This window comes from Blastocatellia bacterium, assembly GCA_035573895.1.
Classification (GTDB): Bacteria; Acidobacteriota; Blastocatellia; order HR10; family HR10; genus DATLZR01.
Genome location: DATLZR010000013.1, coordinates 17,351 through 37,729, shown reverse-complemented (window position 1 = coordinate 37,729; position 20,379 = coordinate 17,351). Strand labels below are relative to the sequence as shown.

15 protein-coding genes are annotated in these 20,379 nt (G+C 57.3%); 12 read left to right on the top strand and 3 right to left on the bottom strand.

Annotated elements, in window-relative coordinates; genetic code table 11:
- Positions 1-1,892 precede the first annotated feature (1,892 nt).
- A complete protein-coding gene (locus VNM72_01420) occupies positions 1,893-2,261 on the top strand; it encodes a hypothetical protein (protein ID HXF04057.1) in 369 nt (122 codons plus the stop codon).
- On the opposite strand, the gene VNM72_01415 is transcribed toward VNM72_01420, so the two are convergent.
- Positions 2,258-2,581: a hypothetical protein gene (locus tag VNM72_01415; GenBank protein HXF04056.1), complete on the bottom strand. Its 324-nt coding sequence runs from the start codon at positions 2,579-2,581 to the stop codon at positions 2,258-2,260. The genes VNM72_01420 and VNM72_01415 overlap by 4 nt on opposite strands.
- A 1,042-nt stretch (positions 2,582-3,623) precedes the next feature.
- On the opposite strand from VNM72_01415, the gene VNM72_01410 reads away from it, so the two are divergent.
- From VNM72_01410 to VNM72_01360, 11 genes are all read left to right on the top strand, one after another.
- Positions 3,624-3,983, top strand: coding sequence for a hypothetical protein (locus VNM72_01410; GenBank protein HXF04055.1), 360 nt, complete (start codon positions 3,624-3,626; stop codon positions 3,981-3,983).
- On the top strand, positions 3,980-6,913 hold the full coding sequence (cas10, locus tag VNM72_01405) for a type III-B CRISPR-associated protein Cas10/Cmr2 (protein HXF04054.1): 2,934 nt from the start codon (positions 3,980-3,982) through the stop codon (positions 6,911-6,913). Before VNM72_01410 ends, cas10 begins: the two co-directional genes overlap by 4 nt.
- Positions 6,913-8,001 (top strand): type III-B CRISPR module-associated protein Cmr3, encoded by a 1,089-nt coding sequence (gene cmr3 / locus VNM72_01400; GenBank protein ID HXF04053.1) that lies wholly within the window; start codon positions 6,913-6,915, stop codon positions 7,999-8,001. Before cas10 ends, cmr3 begins: the two co-directional genes overlap by 1 nt.
- Positions 7,994-8,944: a type III-B CRISPR module RAMP protein Cmr4 gene (gene cmr4 / locus VNM72_01395; GenBank protein HXF04052.1), complete on the top strand. Its 951-nt coding sequence runs from the start codon at positions 7,994-7,996 to the stop codon at positions 8,942-8,944. Before cmr3 ends, cmr4 begins: the two co-directional genes overlap by 8 nt.
- Positions 8,945-8,959: 15 nt before the next feature.
- Positions 8,960-9,262: a type II toxin-antitoxin system HicB family antitoxin gene (locus tag VNM72_01390; GenBank protein ID HXF04051.1), complete on the top strand. Its 303-nt coding sequence runs from the start codon at positions 8,960-8,962 to the stop codon at positions 9,260-9,262.
- 41 nt (positions 9,263-9,303) lie between these two features.
- A complete protein-coding gene (gene cmr5, locus VNM72_01385; protein ID HXF04050.1) occupies positions 9,304-9,690 on the top strand; it encodes a type III-B CRISPR module-associated protein Cmr5 in 387 nt (128 codons plus the stop codon).
- Positions 9,691-9,795: 105 nt separating this feature from the next.
- Positions 9,796-10,734 (top strand): type III-B CRISPR module RAMP protein Cmr6, encoded by a 939-nt coding sequence (gene cmr6 / locus VNM72_01380; protein HXF04049.1) that lies wholly within the window; start codon positions 9,796-9,798, stop codon positions 10,732-10,734.
- A gap of 27 nt (positions 10,735-10,761) precedes the next feature.
- Entirely contained in the window at positions 10,762-13,974 is a 3,213-nt protein-coding gene (locus VNM72_01375) for a putative CRISPR-associated protein (protein ID HXF04048.1), read from the top strand.
- A 279-nt stretch (positions 13,975-14,253) separates the two neighbouring features.
- Positions 14,254-14,622: a hypothetical protein gene (locus VNM72_01370; GenBank protein ID HXF04047.1), complete on the top strand. Its 369-nt coding sequence runs from the start codon at positions 14,254-14,256 to the stop codon at positions 14,620-14,622.
- Positions 14,623-15,027: 405 nt separating this feature from the next.
- Positions 15,028-15,861: a tRNA 2-thiocytidine(32) synthetase TtcA gene (ttcA, locus tag VNM72_01365; protein ID HXF04046.1), complete on the top strand. Its 834-nt coding sequence runs from the start codon at positions 15,028-15,030 to the stop codon at positions 15,859-15,861.
- Positions 15,862-15,927: 66 nt separating this feature from the next.
- Positions 15,928-17,565: a thiamine pyrophosphate-binding protein gene (locus VNM72_01360; GenBank protein HXF04045.1), complete on the top strand. Its 1,638-nt coding sequence runs from the start codon at positions 15,928-15,930 to the stop codon at positions 17,563-17,565.
- Positions 17,566-17,663: 98 nt separating this feature from the next.
- On the opposite strand, the gene hutU is transcribed toward VNM72_01360, so the two are convergent.
- A complete protein-coding gene (hutU, locus tag VNM72_01355) occupies positions 17,664-19,316 on the bottom strand; it encodes a urocanate hydratase (protein ID HXF04044.1) in 1,653 nt (550 codons plus the stop codon).
- Positions 19,317-19,484: 168 nt separating this feature from the next.
- Positions 19,485-20,363: an SDR family NAD(P)-dependent oxidoreductase gene (locus VNM72_01350; protein ID HXF04043.1), complete on the bottom strand. Its 879-nt coding sequence runs from the start codon at positions 20,361-20,363 to the stop codon at positions 19,485-19,487.
- Positions 20,364-20,379 lie beyond the last annotated feature (16 nt).

The window sequence follows — 20,379 nt, the reverse complement described above, 5'->3', positions numbered from 1 at the left end:
CGGAGGCAGGCGCTCGCACCACGCCCATTCGGGTGTCGGGTTTATACTAATCGTCTTTCCAAACGCCGTGTTCTCTCTCCCCTCACCGCTCCACCGCCTCCACCCTTCAGGATTAACCCACTAGCGAACGCACCCGATCAGGCGACAACGCCAGTTCCCGCAACACTCCCGCCACCACCTTCACCTCAATAGCCCACCCCACATACACCACACCCTCTACCCAACGACGCACCTCCCAAAGACACCCGCTCCACCGGATTCAATTTAAGCGTATATGCCAGCAAAACCACCAACGGCACACCTACCTCACGCACTGCCCTCAAACGATGCGCCGGCCCCCCGGCCTCGCGCCATTGTGACACCACAACCGCCAGCACCTCCCCCGGCCACCGCTCCACCCACCTCCATCGCAACTCCCCCATTAACCGCCAGCACCAGTATCGCCACACATACACCTGCTCCACCCGCTGCACCATCGTCACCCCTTGTACTTCTGCCAACGCATCTGACCGCCGAAGAACGGCAAGCACTCGTTTGCAAAAAGTTACTCCCTCCTCAACCCCCGCCTTCGCTGATGCCTCGCCAAGCCCTTTTTTGCCTCCCGCACCTGGGCGCGTACCGCTTGCGGACGAGCTACCTTGCGTCGCAGCTTGAGTTTCTCAAGTCATAGTCGCACCAGGTTTTCAATACCCCCCAATGTGCTCCTGGATCCATTGCCTTGCTTCTCCCCGCGGCCGAAAACCATGTCCCGCACGACCGACTGGTGCTTCAGGGTCAGATTCCTGGCTTGACGTCCTGCCCCGCCACACGTGCGCTCGAGCAGGTGGGACAACCCGCCCTGGCGTACCACCCAACCCACCTCTGGACGGTGTGTAAGTAAACCCCCCAGCGTGTGGGCGACTTGGGTTTGGGCGTATCCGCGTCCGAGGAGCCAGAGAACGTGCAGGCGTTAAGCGGTGCTGGGAGGCTTTGCGACGTCCTGTTTTCTATGGTCCTAATCTAGTCTTAAGCCCGTGGTGGTCACCTCTTGACAAAGGATCCACTCTGCGACGACTGAAAAGACAAGCCGGTATTACAGGGCGCCTCCTTTTTGGGACAACTTTCGGTGTTAATTTCAATTGACATCGTTGTGGACAAAATATATAGTAGCGACGAGAGAGTCGGAGGGCCTTATGGCCAGATCAGGCAAAAATGTGATCACCACGATTTGCCTGAATCCTGAGCAGAAGGAGCAACTGAACCGGCTTTCGGCGAAAACCCGCGTGCACATGAGCAAATTCATTCGAGAAGGGGGCGATCACGTCCTGAAGCGACATCCCAGGATTATTAGGAATCTGTACGAAAGCCCGACCATACAATAAGGTTCGGTTGGCCTAGGCTTTTTTGTTTGATTAACTTATCAACGGAGGATATGGCGACCAAGACCGTCAGGGACTCGCTACGGCATGTGTCCGATGATCTAATTGCGCCGATTTGGGAATGGGAGAAAGAACCGAGGGAGACCGGGGCGGCGCGCGACGCCGTTTCACCGGATCTGTGACGAAATCATCTATATGCAGCGAACCGGCTGTCCAAGGCAGGCGATTGCACGTCAGGAGCGGGCGTTAGACTCGGTGGTGCACGGAGGATAACCCTAATGGTTCCACGCGAGGGTGTTTGCTCAGGCTGGAAAAGTGTTGTTGCGATATTACGATGGGCAACTGTGGTTCTCCTGGAAATGGCAGGCGCTCGATGGGGTCATCACCAAGGCCCCGCTAGGCAGTGAGGGGACAAGGCCGGGTCCTGTAGATCGAGGCAAATGCGGGACCAAACGGAGTATGTTGACTGATCGCTGAGGTGCACTCTTGTCGGTGATGAGGACCATCGCTAACACCCATGATAAAATCGTCGCTGTGGAGACGGTCGTTGGCCTTATCGTCCCGCGACCAGAAGAAAAAGTCGTCTATCGCTTGCATCATCTGAGCTTAGACAAAGGCTACGATTATGAGATCTCGCCGAAGGCGTCTTGGAGCGCGATTCTTGTTTTGCACCTGAAGCAAGGCCACGAGGATGACTTGGCGATCCGCACGAAGAAGAACAAGAAGCATCCGGCTTCTCGCCGGGTGGTGGAGCGAACTCATGCCCGGGCAAACCAGTTCCGTCGCGTGTTGGTGCGATGGAAGCGGGAGTTGGCGCATTATGGAGCGATGATTCATTTGGCCTGCGTTCTGATATCGTCTCGTCATCACGCCTTGATGAGGGGTTTTCGTATGGGCTCTTAGACGCTCACCCGGAAGCCGGGCAGTTGGATCAAGTGGTTCGGCTGCCACTTTGGTGCGATGGACAGCGCGAGGCGTTTGTTTAGATAGACGGACAGTCTGCCTGTTAAAAGCGACTTGGTACTGGCATCCTTGCCTGCGTTTGAGCGGAACTTTATGTCGGGATTGGAACTGACCCTGTTCGTTCTCATCGCTTTGGGGATCACCATCAGCTTGGTGAGGCCGAAGTGGATCGGTGGTTTTCTCATCTGGGTACCTCGTGGGCCAATGTTCTTTGGTATCATCTCCAGCACCGAGGAGCAGATTGCGGCAAACTCGTTCATGCTCATAGTCCTCGTCATCATGTCTTTTGGCTCTTCTCAGGCTCATCCTTTCCCGGGATGTCTGGGCAGGTGTAGTGGGAAACCTCGTCCACGATGTATTGAAGTTCGTCGTGATGCTGCCGCTCAGAATTATCGGGTGGTTCATCAAGTTGGTTGCATCGGGAAATCGGAGGTAGATTCTCATTCATCGGAATGGGCATGTTTTGTGCCCGCTGCTTAAGCTGAACGGAGTGAAGGATTATTTAAGATACCAGGAGGATAAAAGCTAATGGCACAAGTGCGATTCAATGTCGAAGCTGTGACTCCAATTTTCCTCGGGGGTGCAGACCCGCGAGGTGATCCAGAATTGCGCCCGGCCTCCTTTCGCGGCATCCTGCGTTTCTGGTGGCGAGCGTTGGTGGGTGGAGTCATTGGAGATGGAAACTTGACGACACTCCGCGAGGCGGAAACGGCCGTATTCGGCGAGACGGAGAGAGGCTCGCCCGTCATCGTGCGCATTTCGGGACAAGCGCGCCCCCAACGCTTTCAGTCCAACCAGCCCGGAGTGAGTTATCTCCTTTGGTCAATGTTACGCACTAATCGCCAATGTCTGCCTGCCAGAACGTCGTTCACTTTGACCTTACAAACCCGTCCCGGTGTGAGAAGCGATGAGCCGCTCAAAAGGGCGCTAGCATCATTGTGGCTCTTGACACATCTGGGCGGCATCGGCTCACGGTCGCGGCGCGGCGGTGGGAGTGTGCAGGTCGTGAATATCCAGGGGCAACTTCCCTCCGGCGTGCCGGACTTACCGGTGCGGGCCCACTCCCCACAGCAGCTACGCGATGAACTTGCGAGCGGGCTAACACAATTGCGGGCACTCGTCCGTGCAGGTGGTTTCCCAGCAGCATCTGTCAGTGCTAACCCGGCGTTTGATGTCTTGCACCCCCACTGCTGCCGCATCGTAGTGCTGAATAGGACGTGGAGCACGTGGGAGCAGGCGCTAGACGAAGTAGGGCAGAAGTTCCAAACTTTCCGTAACCGCCGACAGCCAGACTACCAGAATGTGAAAAATGTGGTGAGCGGCGGCAACCCTACTCTGCAATCGGTCGAGCGTGCCGCCTTCGGCCTCCCTATTGTGTTCTACTATCGTTCGCTGGGCGGTCAACAGGGAATGCTCGCAGGGGCCACTCACGATCGCCGCGCTTCGCCTCTTTTGGTTCGCGCAGTCCGGCTGACGAATGGGCAGCATACGGTGGTGATGACTGTCTTTAAAGCGGCGCTGCTGGAGAGCGGAGAGATGTTGGAACTGCGGCAGCGCGGCAGACCACCGGCTAGTGGCACTCCGCCGGGCTTGGGCATCCTGGACACATTCCTGAATGACCTTGGGCAAACTATTCCTTTGCTGGAGGTGACGAACTGGTGAGCGTGGATTGGAAGCTAAAACTTATCGCTCTGTTGCATGATCCGCCAGACAAAGTATTAGCATTGCAGGGGCATCAGCGACGGGCATTTGAACGGATAGAGCGGTTAGTTGGTCAAAGCGACTTTCAGGCCTTGTTTAACACCACAGGGACTCAACTCACGCGGGCTCAGTTTGAAGCGACACCTATAGGTCAAGCTGTGAAGAAGGCAGATCAGGTTGCATCGGCAATGGACCGTGCGGCTTTCCCGCGAGACATAAATTTGAGCACTCAAGATTTTCTCCAATCGCCCTGTGTTTGCCATCCGCTGGCAGGTCGCCAGCAACCGCTGAATCAAGTTCGCCAAGCCAGCTTCAACACGGTCATAAACGCTCTGAACCATGTTTTTACACAGGCATTGAATTCGACCAATACTGTGCAACAACGGTTTCTTTGGCTCTGGCGAAACCTGGCTGATGCACTCGCGCATCACAATGCCATAAACGGTTTGGCAGAGGAGTGGCACCTTGTCCCAGCCGACACGCGCGTTGTGGATCATACACTGTGGGATCATTTAAGCATCACAGCGGCATTGGCGGTCGCCCTGCCGCGCGCGGCGCTGATGGTGTGTTCTGTCGGTCCCGTACAAGATTTTATCCGCACGGCGCGGCGGACGCAGGACTTGTGGATGGGCAGTTATATCCTGTCCTACCTCACATGGTGCGGTATCAATGTCATCGCCGATGAGTTTGGTCCCGATGCCGTGCTGTATCCAAGCCTACGCGGGCAGCCGCTCGTTGACCACTGGCTGGCAAAGCAGCATGGTTTGTCGGTGTCACCGCATCCTGGCGGTCTGACGCGGGCGACGCTGCCTAACAAGTTCGTCGCGCTACTGCCTGCTGCTGAAGCGAAATCCGTGGCAGAGCGCGTAGCCGAGCAGGTCCGCATCGCCTGGAATACGCTAGCTGATGAGGTCGCGGCGTGGCTACGGACGACAGCGCAGGTGACGACAGACGCAACCTGGCAGGAAATGTACAATGCGCATAAGCAGCAAATGCCCGAGATTTATTGGACTATTCATCGCTGGCCGGATGTCTCGTCCTTCAAGCAGTCAAAGGGTGAAGCGGATGCTGCCTTGGATGAGATTCGCCGCCTGCTCCGTCCGCCATCGGAGTGGGAGTTTCAGCGCATCTATGACGTCTTCTGCGCTACCGCGCCACAGATGGTCAACATCGGCACCGTTTACAGCCGTTTGCACGACTTGGTACAGCGTGGCTTTGAAGCGCGGAAAGGCTTGCGCGACTTCGCGCCCATCGAGGAACTGGGCGAAAAATGCACGCTTTGCGGCACCCGCTCCGCACTACGCAGCCAGGTTCAATCAGCACGCGACCACTGGGCGCATGTTGCCAATCAAGTGCGTCGGGTGCCCGGCGAGGTTGTCACCATCAAGCCTGGTGGGCGGGAGCGGTTGTGCGGTGTTTGTACGGTCAAGCGGCTGGTGCAACGTGGGTTCTTTGAGAAGGAACTCGGCTTACGGGGCGGTTTCCCGTCCACCAGCGAAGTGGCTGTCGCTTCCTTCAAGGAAGGAGTGCTGAGCGAGCTGAGCGATCCACAGCATGGTCAGAGGCTAGCTCAAACATTACAGGACCATCTCCAAATACTACAGCGGTTGAGATTCGAGCCAACAGTTGCTGAAGGCGCGATTCCAAAACTTCGTAATATGTGCCTTCAGTTGTCCAACGTGTCTCCGCAAGCGAAAGCCCTTGCTGACAAGTTTCTGAAGTACGATGGCGATGTGCTCTTTGAAGAGACATTCACTCGCGAGCGCCTCAAGGCCGATTATGATCTTGATGTCACCGAATCTGATGTCGCTGCTGCGCAGGGTTCGCTTAGGAGACTGTTAAAAGCCGCTGAGGAAGCGGGCATCCCTCGTCCAGCCAAATACTTCGCCGTCCTGATGCTTGACGCCGATGAGATGGGCAAGTGGCTGAGCGGGGACAAAGCACCGTTATTTGAGCAGGCGCTTCACCCGGCCGTGGTGAACGACTTACGCTCCAACTATCCCGGTTGGAACGCGGTGCTTGACGCCAAGCGAGTGCTAAGCCCTGCGCTGCACGCTGCCATGAGCAGCGCGCTTGCGAATTTCGCGCTGTATTTGGTCCCCTTGGTGATAGAACAGCGTTACTGCGGACGGGTAGTGTATACGGGCGGTGATGACGTGCTGGCGTTGATCCCAGTGGATCAAGTACTTCCCGCTGCACGCGAACTGCGAGCGTCGTTTAGTGGGGAAGTGAATATTGACGCCAGGCTCAATATACAGGTTCGTTTCCGGGATGTGAGGGTCAGTGGCTTTGTGACGTTCAACAGCAGGCCTTTGATGACGATGGGGCCGAACGCGACCGCATCCATTGGCATCACCATCGCGCATCACCTGTCACCTCTTGACGCCGCACTGGCCGCAGTGCGCCGCGCCGAGGAGTCTGCGAAAAAAGACTATGGGCGCAATGCCATTTGCATCCATTTTCTCAAGCGGTCAGGGGAAGAAATACGTGCCGGAGCACAGTGGTTCTATTCTAATACACCCCCAAGTAACACCCGCGACACGGTGGATTTGCTTACTGATCTTCAGCAGCGGTTTGCCGACAAACGGATCTCGATGAAGTTCGCGCATGCCGTTTTTGACGAAGCCCGCACGCTAGCTGCTGTGCCTGCCGCCTACGAAGCCGAGTTACGCCGCTTACTCAAACGGCATCGTGGAAGCGCGCTCAACCCTCAGCAAGGCGAACGACAAGCAAAAGAGCTCGCGCCACAACTGGCGCACTTAGCGCGTGCGCTGGACATTCACTGCCCAAGTGCCGACCCATCACCTAGTGAGCCACAACCGGGTCTGATCGAACTGGCAAAATGGTTATTGCTGTTGCGCTTCTTAGCACAGGGAGGAGGTGGTGAGTGATGCGTATTTTCATTGAGCCAAGTGATGTGCTCTTGTTCCGCGATGGGCGCCCGTTTGTTGCTGGTGAGGATCATCGTGCTCTGAGCTTGTTCCCGCCCACGCCGCTCACAATGCAAGGGGCGATCCGCTCAAGAGTGCTAGCAGACAAAGGAGTGTCCTATACTGCCTACGCCTCGGGTGCTGTGTCTGTGCCGGGAATTGGCTATGCCGATGACTACGGGCAGTTGCGCCTGCGGGGTCCGTTCATAGCTCGGCAGGAGAATGGACGGGTTATGCGTTACTTCTCCCTCCCCTCTGACGTAGTGTTAGCAGGATGTCCGCATCCTATCGCACTTGCCCCCTTGTTCGCAGCAGAGTCCTCATTCGAGAGCAATCCGACGGTCGGTGCGAACTCGCTTGGTTTGCTCTGGCATCGGACGATAGCCCGCATCGAAGCCCCAAGTGGTTGGTTGAGCGAAATCGAATTGCAGCACTACCTAAATGGGGAACCGTTCAGCGTAACCCCAGAGCATGAGTTGTTCGACCGCGAATCGCGCTTTCATGTCGGCATTGATAGCCAGTTTAAGCGTCCGCATCGAGGCGGCGCAGGTGGGCATTTGTTTCAAGTGGAGTTCGTGCGACTTCAACATGGCGTAGGATTATGGTTGGATGTGAACGGCGTGCAATTAAGCGATGAGGGGCTCCTACAACTTGGTGGTGATTCAAAGGCGGCTGTGTATCGGAAAGTGGATGAGGTACCGCCCCTTACGGCAGGCGGCGTAGTGCAAGGCAAATTCAAACTTTACTTTGCAACACCTGCCTACTTTGCTACTGGCTGGCAGCCTGATGACTGGGGACGATTTATCACAGGTGGCACTGTGCGACTTGTAGCTGCTGCTGTACCGCGCGCGCAAGCGATCGGTGGTTTTGACCTGGCACGAAACCGACACAAACCCATGCGCCGTTTCGTGCCTGCTGGCAGTGTGTTCTTGTTTGAGAGCGATGGTGAGGTGACCGTACCTGAAGTCATCACAGATGACGATGGACAGGCACGGTTCAGTCAAATTGGATTTGGTCAAGTTTTCATCGGGAGGTGGGATTATGTTTGAAGCGAAAGCGATGCTCTACCTTTACGTCGAGACGCCGCTTCATGCCGGCAGTGGCACATCCCTTGGTGTCGTGGACCTGCCCGTTCAGCGGGAGCGGGTGACCAACTATCCGATGGTGCAAGCCTCGGGCATTAAGGGCAAACTGCGGGCGGAAGCGAGTGACCATCCGAACAAAACCAGTGACCAAGAGTGGACAAAGAAAGTTGAAATTGTCTTCGGACCGGACACCCAACGAGCCTCCGAACACGCAGGCGCGTTCTCCCCTGGTGATGCTCGCTTGCTGCTCTTTCCCGTGCGCTCGCTGATCGGCGTGTTTGCGTGGACAACTTCCAAAGATGCTCTTGCTCGTTTCTGCCGGGATGCGAAAACAATCGGACTACCATTCAACTGGCAAGCGATAGGACCCGAAGATAAGTCCCATGATCCGAAGGAAGCAGAGAAGACAGCACTTGTGGCCCCTGGCAACGATGTCACTGCCGACGGCAAGGTGGTGCTGGAGGAGTTCGCATTTGATGCGGAGGAAGACCAGCAGGTGAAAGCCATCGCGGAATGGCTGGCAAGCAACGCTTTGCCGACGGATAGCGAATATGACTATTGGCGGAAGAAATTACCAAAGAGTCTCGTTATCCTGCCGGAAAACGCCTTCCGCGACTTCACGCAGTTCTCCACCGAAGTCGTCAACCGTATTCGTTTGGAGAATGAAACAAAAACAGTGGCGGAAGGTGCACTGTGGAGCGAGGAGCATCTGCCGACTGACACGTTGCTTTACGCCCCGCTGTTTGCCACCAAGCCGCGCGTAGACAAGAGCAAACTGCCACAAGGATGGCAAGGCACGGCGCAGGAAGTACTGGATTTTTTAAAAAACTTGAGACTGAATCGCGTCCAGTTGGGTGGTGATGAAACGGTGGGGAGAGGGCTTGTTAAATTGCGAATAGAACCTTGATGGGAGGTGAATGTGATGGCTCGTTTCCTTGTTTATCTGGAACCAGCCGAAGAGGGTGGTTACATCGTTTCGGCTCCGGCTCTCCCTGGTTGCGTGACGCAAGGGGAAACAAAGGAAGAAGCGCTGGCGATGATCAAAGATGCCATCAGTGGCTACATCGCCAGCCTTCGCAAGCACGGCGAACCGCTGCCTGCTAACTATGAAGCAGCAGAATTTGAGGTTGTTGAAGTTAAGGTGGGAAACGTTGCGTGGGCCGATTGCCCGCCCTCAAACCTGATAGCGTGGCGGCCCTGGCGATTATCCGCCAGGCGGGATTGACGGTAGACGAATTCATTAAGCTGTGATGGGAGGTGACCATCATGCCAAGTCTTCAGCAAACCAAAGACCAAGAGCGAGCGGCACAAGCGTGGAGATGTGTTGAGGAAGTGAAAAAGAAGGGCAAGGAGTTTGGCAGTAAATACAAAAGTCTTGTCCAAAAGATGCCGTCCTATATCCTGACCAACGGGTTAGGACAGTCGTTGGCGTTCCTCAATGCCAAGACGAAAGGCAATCCCCTTGACGAACACGCGTTGCTCTATGAGCACCTGTCTAATTGGGTCAGACCCCAAGTGGACCCAACCAGCAGCCAGCCCTTGTTGCAGTGGGTGATGAATAACGACAGTAATGCTTACCGCCGCGCCACTGCCGAGGCTTTAGCCTTCATCAATTGGCTGAAGCGGTTTGCGGAAGCAGAGTTAGGAGAATGATGAGCCATGCGCCAAGATAGACCACGACAACCAATGGGACGCAGACGTCCAGAGCCTTCGCAACCGGTAGCCGTATTTCCACTGCCAAATGACACTACGACTATCGTGCGTACACACGGCGGCAAATGCCAGAACCTGGGCCTGTGGCTTGACCGTTTTATTCTGTACGAACGGCGGGGCAATCAGTGGGAACAGAGTCAACAGTCTAAAAGGCGTGAAGCCGCACCGCTCAACCTCCAACGACTAAATCAGCTCCTCACCGCGTGCAGCCGTCGCTGGGAAGCGATGCTTAAGTCGTATGAGCCCGATGTGGTGCAGTTCACAGCAGAACCGGAGTGGCGTGTCGTTATCGGTTTAGGGTCAGGGCATGTGTTAGAGACCAACATCACCCTGCACCGCATCTACGGCGTACCTTTCATTCCTGCCAGCGCGGTAAAGGGGGTGACACGAGCACAAGCATTTTGGGAGATTGCCGAAAAGTTAGGCGTGCCTTCCGTTTCGGACGATGAGGCAGAATGGCGTGGGAAGGCGAAGCGCAAAACGCCGTTGCAATTGCTTAACCAGTTGTTGTCTGAAGGTTCGGTGAAGGAGCAGACAGAAACGTTGGAGCAATTGCAGGGGGACGAATTGTGCCGCGACGTAGCGGCTGTGCAATCACTTAACCTCGACCAATGGCATGCGTTGGCGGGTGACTTCTATGCGGTTTTCGGCACAACCAAGCGGCAAGGTAAAGTTATCTTCTTCGACGCTTACCCGGCGCAAGCGCCGCGTATGAAACTCGACGTCATGAATCCACACTATGCTGACTATTACCAGCAAAGGGTAGATAAAACGGGCAGGCCGACTCCGCCTGCAGATTACCTAAGCCCTGTGCCCGTGTATTTCCTTACTGTCGAACGCACGCCCTTTGCCTTTGCCTTGGCGTCTCGGGACAGCCATCTACGCCAAACCGCTGAGGCATGGTTGAGAACGGCGCTAAGCAACTTAGGCATTGGCAGCAAGACAGCGGCAGGATATGGCTTTTTCAGCTCAACGCAGGGATAGGATGGTTAAAGGAGGTAGCAGCGTGGTATGTGGCGAGAGATCTTAATTCAAGTCATATCCGCGCTTCTTGCTGCGCTCTTAATAGCACTGATTGGCTGGATCGTATACCGTTGGTATTCCTCTGAAGCAGTCACCCGTTTGCGCATCTATCGCAGGGCAATGCGTTATGTATTGGGTATTCGTATCTGGCAAATACGACGTTGGTGGAGAGTTTATTCCTTCTTTCGTCAGCGCGATGTGAAAGATGTCATAAAAGACCCTGCGTACCGTGTAAAACAGGAATGGGAGTTCCTCGCGCAAAAGGCGAGAGCGATGGGAGTTCTCGATTCACCGCCATCAGTCTCTGAGTTTTACAAGAGCGTTAGGCTGCAAATGCGGGATACGAAATCTCTGCAAAATGAAGCGGTGATCATCGCTGAACAATTGCGGGAGCTAGAAGAACCGCCTCCGCCGACTCCTGAGGAGTTCCGAACAAGGCCCTCTCCTATAGGCATTTTCTCACCACCACCGTCTCCCGGGAAGTTCATAGACAAAGACAGGGAATTAGAACAATTGTGGCAGTGGCTTGAGGATGAAGAACAGAAGACTCTGTCCATCGCTGAACCCCCTGGACGCGGTAAGACCTGTATTGCAGCAAAGTTATGCGACGAAGCCCAACAAAGCGGCAAATGGAAAGTCTACTGGGTGAACTGTTCAGCTCGGGTAACAATGGAAAGCATTCTTAAATCGTTCGCTGACGAGTGGGCGAAGGAGATTGCTGAGGATCCTGTTGCTGCGGACAGCGATTACTACCAACAACTCACCAACGCCAGTTACCTTTACGAAAGCCGATTGAACGCCTTGACGCGATGGCTAGGGCAGAAACAGCGGCTTATTGTGTTGGACAATTACTTCCTTGCCCATGAGACCTTAAACCAAGTGGTGATAGCCATAGACCGGAGTCCAGGGCAGACGAAGTTGCTACTTTTGGGGCGTAGAGAGCCGTCTGTGCTGGAGAGCACGGAACTCCCAACAGGAGTCCACAAGTTCCTTCGCCTTGACCCTTTGCCGCAAGAGTTCGCTCGTGAATACCTCATAGTGTGTGAAGACGCTCTACGGGAAACGTTGAGTGAAGAACAGGCTCTTGCCATCTGGCATAAGTGCGGTGGTGAGCCAGAGGCCATGAAACTGGCTGCCTTCGCTGCACGGCGGCGTTCCGTTGACGAACTGCTGCACCTTGATCTGCCCGATTGGTCAAGTGACATGAAAAGGTGGTTGGACGAATTAACGGAAATTCTCACTGATTCTGAACGCGATGCGCTTCGAGCAGCGTGCATCTTCTCTGAGCCGCATGAGCGCGCGCTGCTGGAGGCAGTGTGCACTGCAACCGCTGTGACTGATACGAGTAACGCCATTAATGGGTTGATTGATGCCCATTTGTTAGAACGCGATGCGGACGATCGTCTTTCTCTTCATGATATACTCCGCGACTACTGGCGTTCCAGGTTAGGCGAGGAGGCGAAACGGCTGCATGCTCGCGCTGCGGAATGGCTGGAAGAACGACGCACGCAGGTTAAGCAGACACAGATTTCACCAGACGTAGGAGATTGGGACGAAAACGCCCGCCGGCGGTGGGCGGATTACACCCGCCGTGCGTTCAACCACTGGCGGGAAGCAGGCGAACCTGCAAAGGCGCTTGCCTGCGCTGAAGACTTGTGGACAGTGGCAGAAGACCTACGCCTTCTCTGCCAGCAAGCGCTTGACCTGTGTGAGCAGGTTGGTGACGATGCGGCACGCGCCGTCTGGCTTCGTCGGGAAGCAGCGTTGTTATACAACGAGCAGAAAATGGACGCCGCTGAAAACCGATACCGACAGAGTTTGGAGTTAGACCGACAAGCAGGAAACGAGTTGGGACAAGCACAAACGGAGGCAGCATTAGCCTGGCTTTGTCTAGAGCAAGGGCGATTTGACGAAGCTGCTGACTTCGCTAACCACAGCCGTCTGCTGAGTCAGCAAGTTGGAGACAAGGTTACACATGCTGCCGCTCTTCATGTGATGGGTTTGGTCGAAGAAGTATACAGCCACTTTCTTGATGCTTTGACTTTGTTGGCAAGCGCCCGTTCGCTCCTACAGGAGGTTGGTACGGAAAGCGACGAACTCCAAGAGGACATAAAACGGGTAAGGAGGGCAATTTCTATGCGTACCATTCTGACCACTGTCGGCACGTCATTGCTAAGCAATGCCAGACGGGATTTGAACGAGCAGCAGCCCGATGAATACCAGCTTGCTAACTACCTGCGTCAGACGGACGCTGTGAAAGCCAGCGCCGAAACCAATTCGCTGTCGCGGCTATTGACAGAAGGCGACGAGCGCATTGTGTTCCTGTGCTCGCAAACGGTCGAGGGCAAGCAGTGCGCGGAGGCGTTGGCGCGGCACTACGAGAACTCGGGATGCGAAACCCGCGTGATAGAAGTGCCCGACCTGACCTATACAGAGAGCCGGTTCAAGATGCGGGGCTTGCGGTCGCTCGTGGCAACGCTCATTGATCAGATTCGCCGCGAGAAAGCCCAGGGACGCAGCGTGCTCATCAATGCGACGGGCGGGTTCAAGGCGGAAATCGCCTATGCGACATTGGTGGGGTTGCTGTTCGATGTGCCCGTTTACTACATTCACGAAGCCTTCCGTGACATCATCGAAATGCCGCCCACGCCTATCAGTTGGGATTACTCGCTGCTGGCAAGCTGTGAGGAGTTCTTTGAGTGGATTAATGCCGACTTGCGCCCAACGCCAGAAGTGGACGCACGGCTGCGCGGATTGCCAGAGGAGGTGCGGTTGCTGCTCGCAGAGGAAGAAGGCTTCACGCTGCTGTCGCCCGCGGGTGAGGCATTTTATGAAGCCTACCGTGACCATGTAGCACAAGCAAAGCCTGAACCCATCTGGCTCTCAGCGCAAGCCTGGGACACCTACCGCGCTGCTGCCCCCGACGTGCGCGAGTTATTTGATCGCGCGCTCAAGAAACTGGGACTGCGCGAGTTGCGTATCAGTGGCTCAGAGCGGGTGCGCAACTGTGATTGTCTCGTCTATCCGAGAGGTCACCGTGACGAGCGTGTATTCTTCTTTGAAGCCGATGACGGCAGCGTGCGCGTCTGCGAGCTGGCGCGACACAGCGACCAGAGTTATGAACGGCTGATAGCGCGCGGCGTGTGGCGGAATAAATACCAAGACTTTCAACCGTGGCGCGAAGGAAGTGTGCACTTATGATTCGTCTTCACTTTCTTTCCCATCTTGCTTCGGCCCATCGCGTCTTTAGCCCACCTCCCGGTGCTGGGGATGGCCGATACCTGTGGCCCCAGGTTGCTGCACCCGATCCGGCAAGGCCGCCGTCCCCGTCAGGTCAGTAAAAAAGCGAGTCGAACTGTGCGGAAGTACATGTGAAATGATCGTACAAACCCGACCCATCAGGTCAGCAAACAGGGCAAGTCGAATCCTCGTTGGATTGGGGGCGGCAAATCGGGCATTGTCCTGAACCGGTGGGAGACAGTGGTGGACTGGGATTGTGCTACGGTCAAGGTGAATGATGCCACGTTCAAGCCCCTGATTGCTCGATTCGATGGTCCGATGATCGTCCTGACTGACACGGCCTTTGATGCTCGCCGGGGCGATCCGTTCAACATGAAAGTTTGTGTCCTGGGTGTCTGGAATGTCCGGATGGCTGTGGAGACGGTCCACTCCATGTTGATCAGCATCCGCCATGTCAACCGTGTGACTCATCGCGTCCGGGACTATTTTCCCGCTCATCTGGCTTTGGTCATGGCTGCCGTCACTCTCTTGGTTCAATGGCATGGGTTGCAACCAGATGAACACAGCCTTATTCATCTTTCCGTCGCTCAGTTCAGTCGGCGAAGCTGACACCAGAGGTTGCTCCTCCCGTCCGATACCTGCTTTGCACGACAATGTGAGTTGGAGTAGTGTAAGGCTCTCCAGCTCGCGCACGTTGCCTGGCCAGTCATCGTTCTCTGATGCCTCAGAGAAGTCGGCGGTGGCACGGCCGACCTACTCTGCCTTCCCGCCGGGAGCATAGACGCCCATTCGGCGGGTTTATAGTCCCGCCGGGCCTGACCCAGCCCCGGAGCTATTTTCGCGTATCGCTGATGTGACACGTTTTCTCGAGCGCGGGAATTTCTGACACGAGCGCGAGAATTTCTGACGCGGTGAGGAGACCCTCGGAGGACCACTCTGTCGTATCGGGGCCGAGGCCTGGCGCACCGATGAAGTTTGCCGACAATGCGCGGCTGCGGTACTATTAGCCCGCTTATGGTTCAGTTGCGCATAGCCGAGCGACCGGCGGTGGGCAAGCCGCTTGAGGCCCTCGAACGCTCTTTGCTGCGTCGCGTGGGACGAGCCATCAAGGAGTACAATCTCATCGAGGACGGCGATCGGATTCTGGTGGCCGTGTCGGGCGGAAAAGATAGCTGGTCGCTGCTTCATCTTCTTCGCCTGCTGCAGCAGCGCGCCCCCGTATCGTTTGAGATTTTCGCCGTAACGATTGATCAAGGCTATCCCGGCTTCCGCGCTGATCTCATCGAGGACTATCTCAAAGAGCACGGCTACGAGTATTACATCGTGAAGAATCCCACCTATCAGATCGTGCTGGAGAAGCTTGAGCCCGGATCAACGGCCTGTGGGTTGTGCTCGCGGCTCCGGCGGGGAACACTCTATCGGCTGGCGACCGAGTTGAAGGCCACCAAGATTGCTCTGGGCCATCACGCGGATGACCTCATCGTCACGCTGCTTCTTTCGATCTTCTTCCGGGGAGAGATTCGCACCATGCCGCCGCGGCTGATCTCCGATGACGGTCGGCATATTGTGATTCGGCCCCTCTGTTATGTGTTTGAAGATGAGTTGCGGCAGTATGCGCAGGGACGGGGTTTTCCCGTCGTCTCCTGCGCGTCTCCCTACTGCGAAGATGAAACGGCGCTTCGCTATCAGATGAAAGCGCTCGTGGCCGATTTGGAGGCTCGCTATCCCCGACTGAAAAATTCGGTGCTGGCGGCGCTGGGCAAGGTCAATGTGACGCATCTGCTCGACCGGCGCTTCCTTCCGCTCGGTTCAGCAGCGGAAGAGGTGAGCGATCCCCCGGGGGATTAACTCCGCGGCTCCATTGACTGTAGGCGAGAAGGTGCGACCGCGCCTGGTCGTCTTCGGGAGGAAGCGATGAACCTGCATGGAGGACAGTTAGTCGCCAGGACGTTGAAGGCAGCGGGCGTGGATGTGATCTTCACGCTCTGCGGGGGACACATCATGCCGATCTACGATGGATGCCTGGATGAAGGAATTCGCATCATTGATGTGCGTCACGAGCAGGCCGCAGTGCATGCCGCCGATGCCTGGGCGCGGTGCACGGGCCGACCGGGCGTCGCCGTCATCACGGCGGGTCCCGGTGTCACCGATGGAGTCACCGGCGTGGCCAATGCCTATCGAGCCAATAGCCCGATTCTCGTCATCGGAGGTCAGGGGCCGTTCTTTCAATTCGGGCAGGGCTCGCTTCAAGAGATGGATCACGTCGCCCTCATGAAACCAATCACGAAATGGGCCGGTCAGGTGCTTCAGACCGAACGCATCCCGGAATTGATCGAGGTGGCTTTGCGTCATGCTCTGGCGGGGATTCCCGGGCCCGTCTTCCTGGAGATCCCCATTGACCTGTTGATGAACCAGGTATCGGAGAAGCGAGTCTATTGGCCCCGCCTGAACTTTGAGCGTCAGGGGCTCCGGCCTTCCATGACCCTGATTGATCGGGCGGCGGACCTTCTCTGTCAGGCGCGTCGTCCCGTCTTGATCGCCGGCAGCAGCGTGAAATGGGCCGATGCCCATCGGGAGTTGAATCGGTTCATTGATGCTCTCCACCTGCCGACGTACACCAACGGCATGGGTCGGGGAACTGTCCCGCCCGATTCGCCCAATTTCTTCGCGCATTCGCGGCGGGCGGCGCTCCAGCAGGCGGATGTTCTCGTTCTGGCTGGCGCGATCCTCGATTTTCGCCTCAACTTCGGACGCGATCTTCATCCGGAGGTGAAAATCATCCAGATGGACCTGGATCGCGCGGTGATCGGACAGAATCGTTCAGCCGATGTGGGGTTGGTAGGCGATCTCGGCGCGATCTTCGAGGCGTTGCGAGAAGCGATGGTAGCGCGCTGTCCTGAGCATCGTTTCACCGCCTGGCGCGATGAACTCCGGGAGATCGAACTGGCTGCCCTGCGGAAGATGGAACCCCGCCTCTACAGCTCCGAGGTGCCGATTGATCCCCTGCGCCTGTGTCGAGAGATCGCCGACTTCGTTGATGATGAGACGATCGTCATCGGCGACGGCGGCGACATCGTCTCGCTGGCATCGAAAGTCATCCCGGTTCGCTGGCCCGGTCAATGGATGGACCCCGGACCGCTTGGCTGCCTGGGCATCGGGATGCCGTTTGCTCTGGCCGCGCAACTGGCTCACCCGGAGAAGAAAGTTTTGGTGATTTTCGGCGACGGCTCGTTCGGTTTCAACGGATTTGAATTCGATACGGCCGTGCGATTCAATCTGCCCATCATGTCCGTTGTTGGAAATGACGCCGCCTGGGGACAGATGCGCCGACCCCAGATCGCTCTCTACGGCAACGAACGCGCCGTAGCAACCAAACTCGCTCCGACGCGTTATGATCGCGTGGTGGAGGCGTTGGGTGGCTATGGCGAATGGGTCGAACGTCCCGAAGAAATCGCACCCGCGCTCCGGCGCATGGCTGCCTCGGGCAAACCCGCCTGCGTCAATGTCCGCATTGCCGAGCAGCCGCCGAGCCTCGGCGAAAAATATTTTTGAGGAGCAGGGGGCACCCTCAATAAATTCTCGATGCCGCTTTGTTGGAGGGAGACGTCCCTCCGGGATCCCCAGGCCTGGCGGAAAAGAGCAGCCACTGCTTATTTCAGCAGCGGGATTTTCACGCCCTTTTCGCGAGCCGTCGTGAGGGCCTCCTCATAGCCTGCGTCGGCGTGACGGGCAATGCCGATGCCGGGATCATTGGTGAGCACGCGTTCCAGTCGGCGCGCGCCCTCGGATGTTCCATCGGCGACGATGACCTGCCCGGCGTGAATGCTGTAGCCGATGCCCACGCCGCCGCCGTGATGGAGCGATACCCAGGAGGCTCCCGATGCCGTATTGAGCAGCGCGTTGAGGATCGGCCAATCGGCGATGGCATCGCTTCCGTCCTTCATTCCTTCGGTCTCACGATAAGGCGAGGCCACCGATCCACAATCGAGGTGATCCCGGCCGATGACAATGGGGGCTTCGATCTTCCCCTGGCGGATGAGGTCATTGATGGCGAGGCCGAACTCGGCGCGTTCGCCATAGCCGAGCCAGCAGATGCGTGCGGGCAATCCTTGAAACCGGACCTTCTCGCGGGCCAATCGGATCCACCGTTGCAGCACGCGATCATCGGGGAACAGTTCGCAGACGAGATCGTCCGTGGCGTGAATATCGGCCGGGTTGCCTGAGAGCGCCACCCAGCGAAACGGCCCTCGCCCCTGGCAAAAGAGCGGACGGATGTACGCGGCGACGAAGCCGGGAAAGTCAAACGCGCGGGTCACGCCGGCGATCTCCGCCTGCTTGCGAATGTTATTGCCGTATTCAAAGGTCACCGCCCCGCGACGTTGCAGCTCGAGCATAGCTTCGACGTGACGCGCGATGGATTCGTAGCTACGGCGTATGTAGTCGCGGGGATCGGTCTGCCGCAGTCGGGCGGCCTCTTCAAGCGTGAGACCGGCGGGAACATAGCCGTTGAGCGGATCGTGAGCGCTCGTTTGATCGGTGAGGACATCGGGCACAATCTCTCGCCGGACGAGTTCCGGAAGCACGTCGGCGCAGTTGCCGACAAGTCCGACGGAGAGAGCCTCGCCGCGCGCCCTGGCCTCCAGCACGAGCGTCAACGCTTCATCGAGATCAAAGCTCATGCGGTCGCAGTAGCCCGTCTTGATGCGGCGCTCGATGCGGGCCGGATCAACATCAATTCCGAGGAAGGCTGCTCCGTTCATGGTCGCCGCCAGCGGCTGCGCGCCCCCCATGCCCCCCATGCCGCCGGAGACGACCAATCGTCCCCGCAAGTCGCCGCCGAAATGTCGTTCGGCAACGGCGGCAAACGTCTCGAACGTTCCTTGAACAATGCCCTGGGTGCCGATGTAAATCCAACTCCCTGCGGTCATCTGACCGTACATGGTCAGACCCAGCGCTTCCAGGCGGAGAAATTCGTCCAGCGTGGCCCAGTGCGGGACCAGATTGGCATTGGCGATGAGCACGCGCGGTGCCCACTCATGAGTGCGAAAGATGCCGACGGGCTTGCCCGACTGAACGAGAAGCGTTTCGTCGTTCTCCAGCTCGCGGAGCGACGTCACGAGCGCGTCGAAACACTCCCAGTTACGAGCGGCTTTCCCCGTTCCTCCGTAGACGATCAACTCGTCGGGTTTCTCGGCCACATCCGGGTCGAGATTGTTCATGAGCATCCGCAGGGCGGCCTCCTGGTGCCAGCCCTTACAACTGATTTCCCGGCCTCGGGGAGCCCGAATCATGCGTCTCGTCATAACTCCTCCTCGTTTGCTACGGTGGGCTCGTGTGGAGCCGGTGAAAGTATACCAGCCCGGCGGAGCAAAGGGTGAGCGCCTCTTTGCCACCGTTGCCCGTGCCAGTGTTTGGCCAGGGGAAGTGTCTGCACGCACGTACTCCAGAGCGACGGCTCCTTGGCCGGAGCGTCAGGCCTCTGGTGGAGCGGAGGCGGCTTTCGCCAGTCCCATCAGCCGGAGTATCAGGGCGTGAAACATTCCATCGGGCAATAAGCGCTTGACCGCCAGGGCCAGATGCGCGTGACCGGGAGCCGCATAGCGCGTTCGGGGTCGCCGCGTCGTTAAGGCGGTGACGATCAGGCGGGCAATATCCTCCGGGCGACCGGCAAACTGGCGGGCCGCTCCGTATCGTCCCACCGCCTGAGAAAAGAACGGCGCATACGGCCCGATATCACCGATCACCGACTGCATCTTCTCCTGGGCAACCTGAGTGAATTCCGTGCGAATATACCCCGGCTCGATCACTACCACATGAATCCCGAAGGGAGCCAACTCTCCCCGCAATCCATCGGAGATGGCTTCCAGGGCATGTTTGGTCGCGTCGTAGACGGAGGAAAAGGGGCGAGCGATTCGACCGGCAACCGAGCTGATATTGATGATGCGTCCCCGGCGCTGTCGGCGCATCACCGGGATGACCTGCTGCGTCAGGGCAATGAGAGAAAAGAGATTGGTCTCGAAATTCTGACGAATCGCCTCCAGGGGGATGAGTTCCACCGGCCCCACCTGACCATAGCCGGCATTGTTGATGAGTGCGTCAATGCGCCCCCCTCGCTCCATCGCCTCGGCCACCACGCGGTCCCGATCGGCTGCCACGGTGATGTCGCCCGCAACGGCCACCGCCTGTCCACCCGCGGCAGTGATCTCGGCGACGAGGGCGTCCAGCCGCTCGCGCCGTCGCGCCATCACCACGACGCACGCTCCCTCTCGGGCGATCTCTCGCGCCGCCGCTTCCCCGATCCCTGACGATGCTCCCGTCACAATGACGACCTGTCCGTCGAGCTTTTTCATCGCCTTCCTCCAGCGG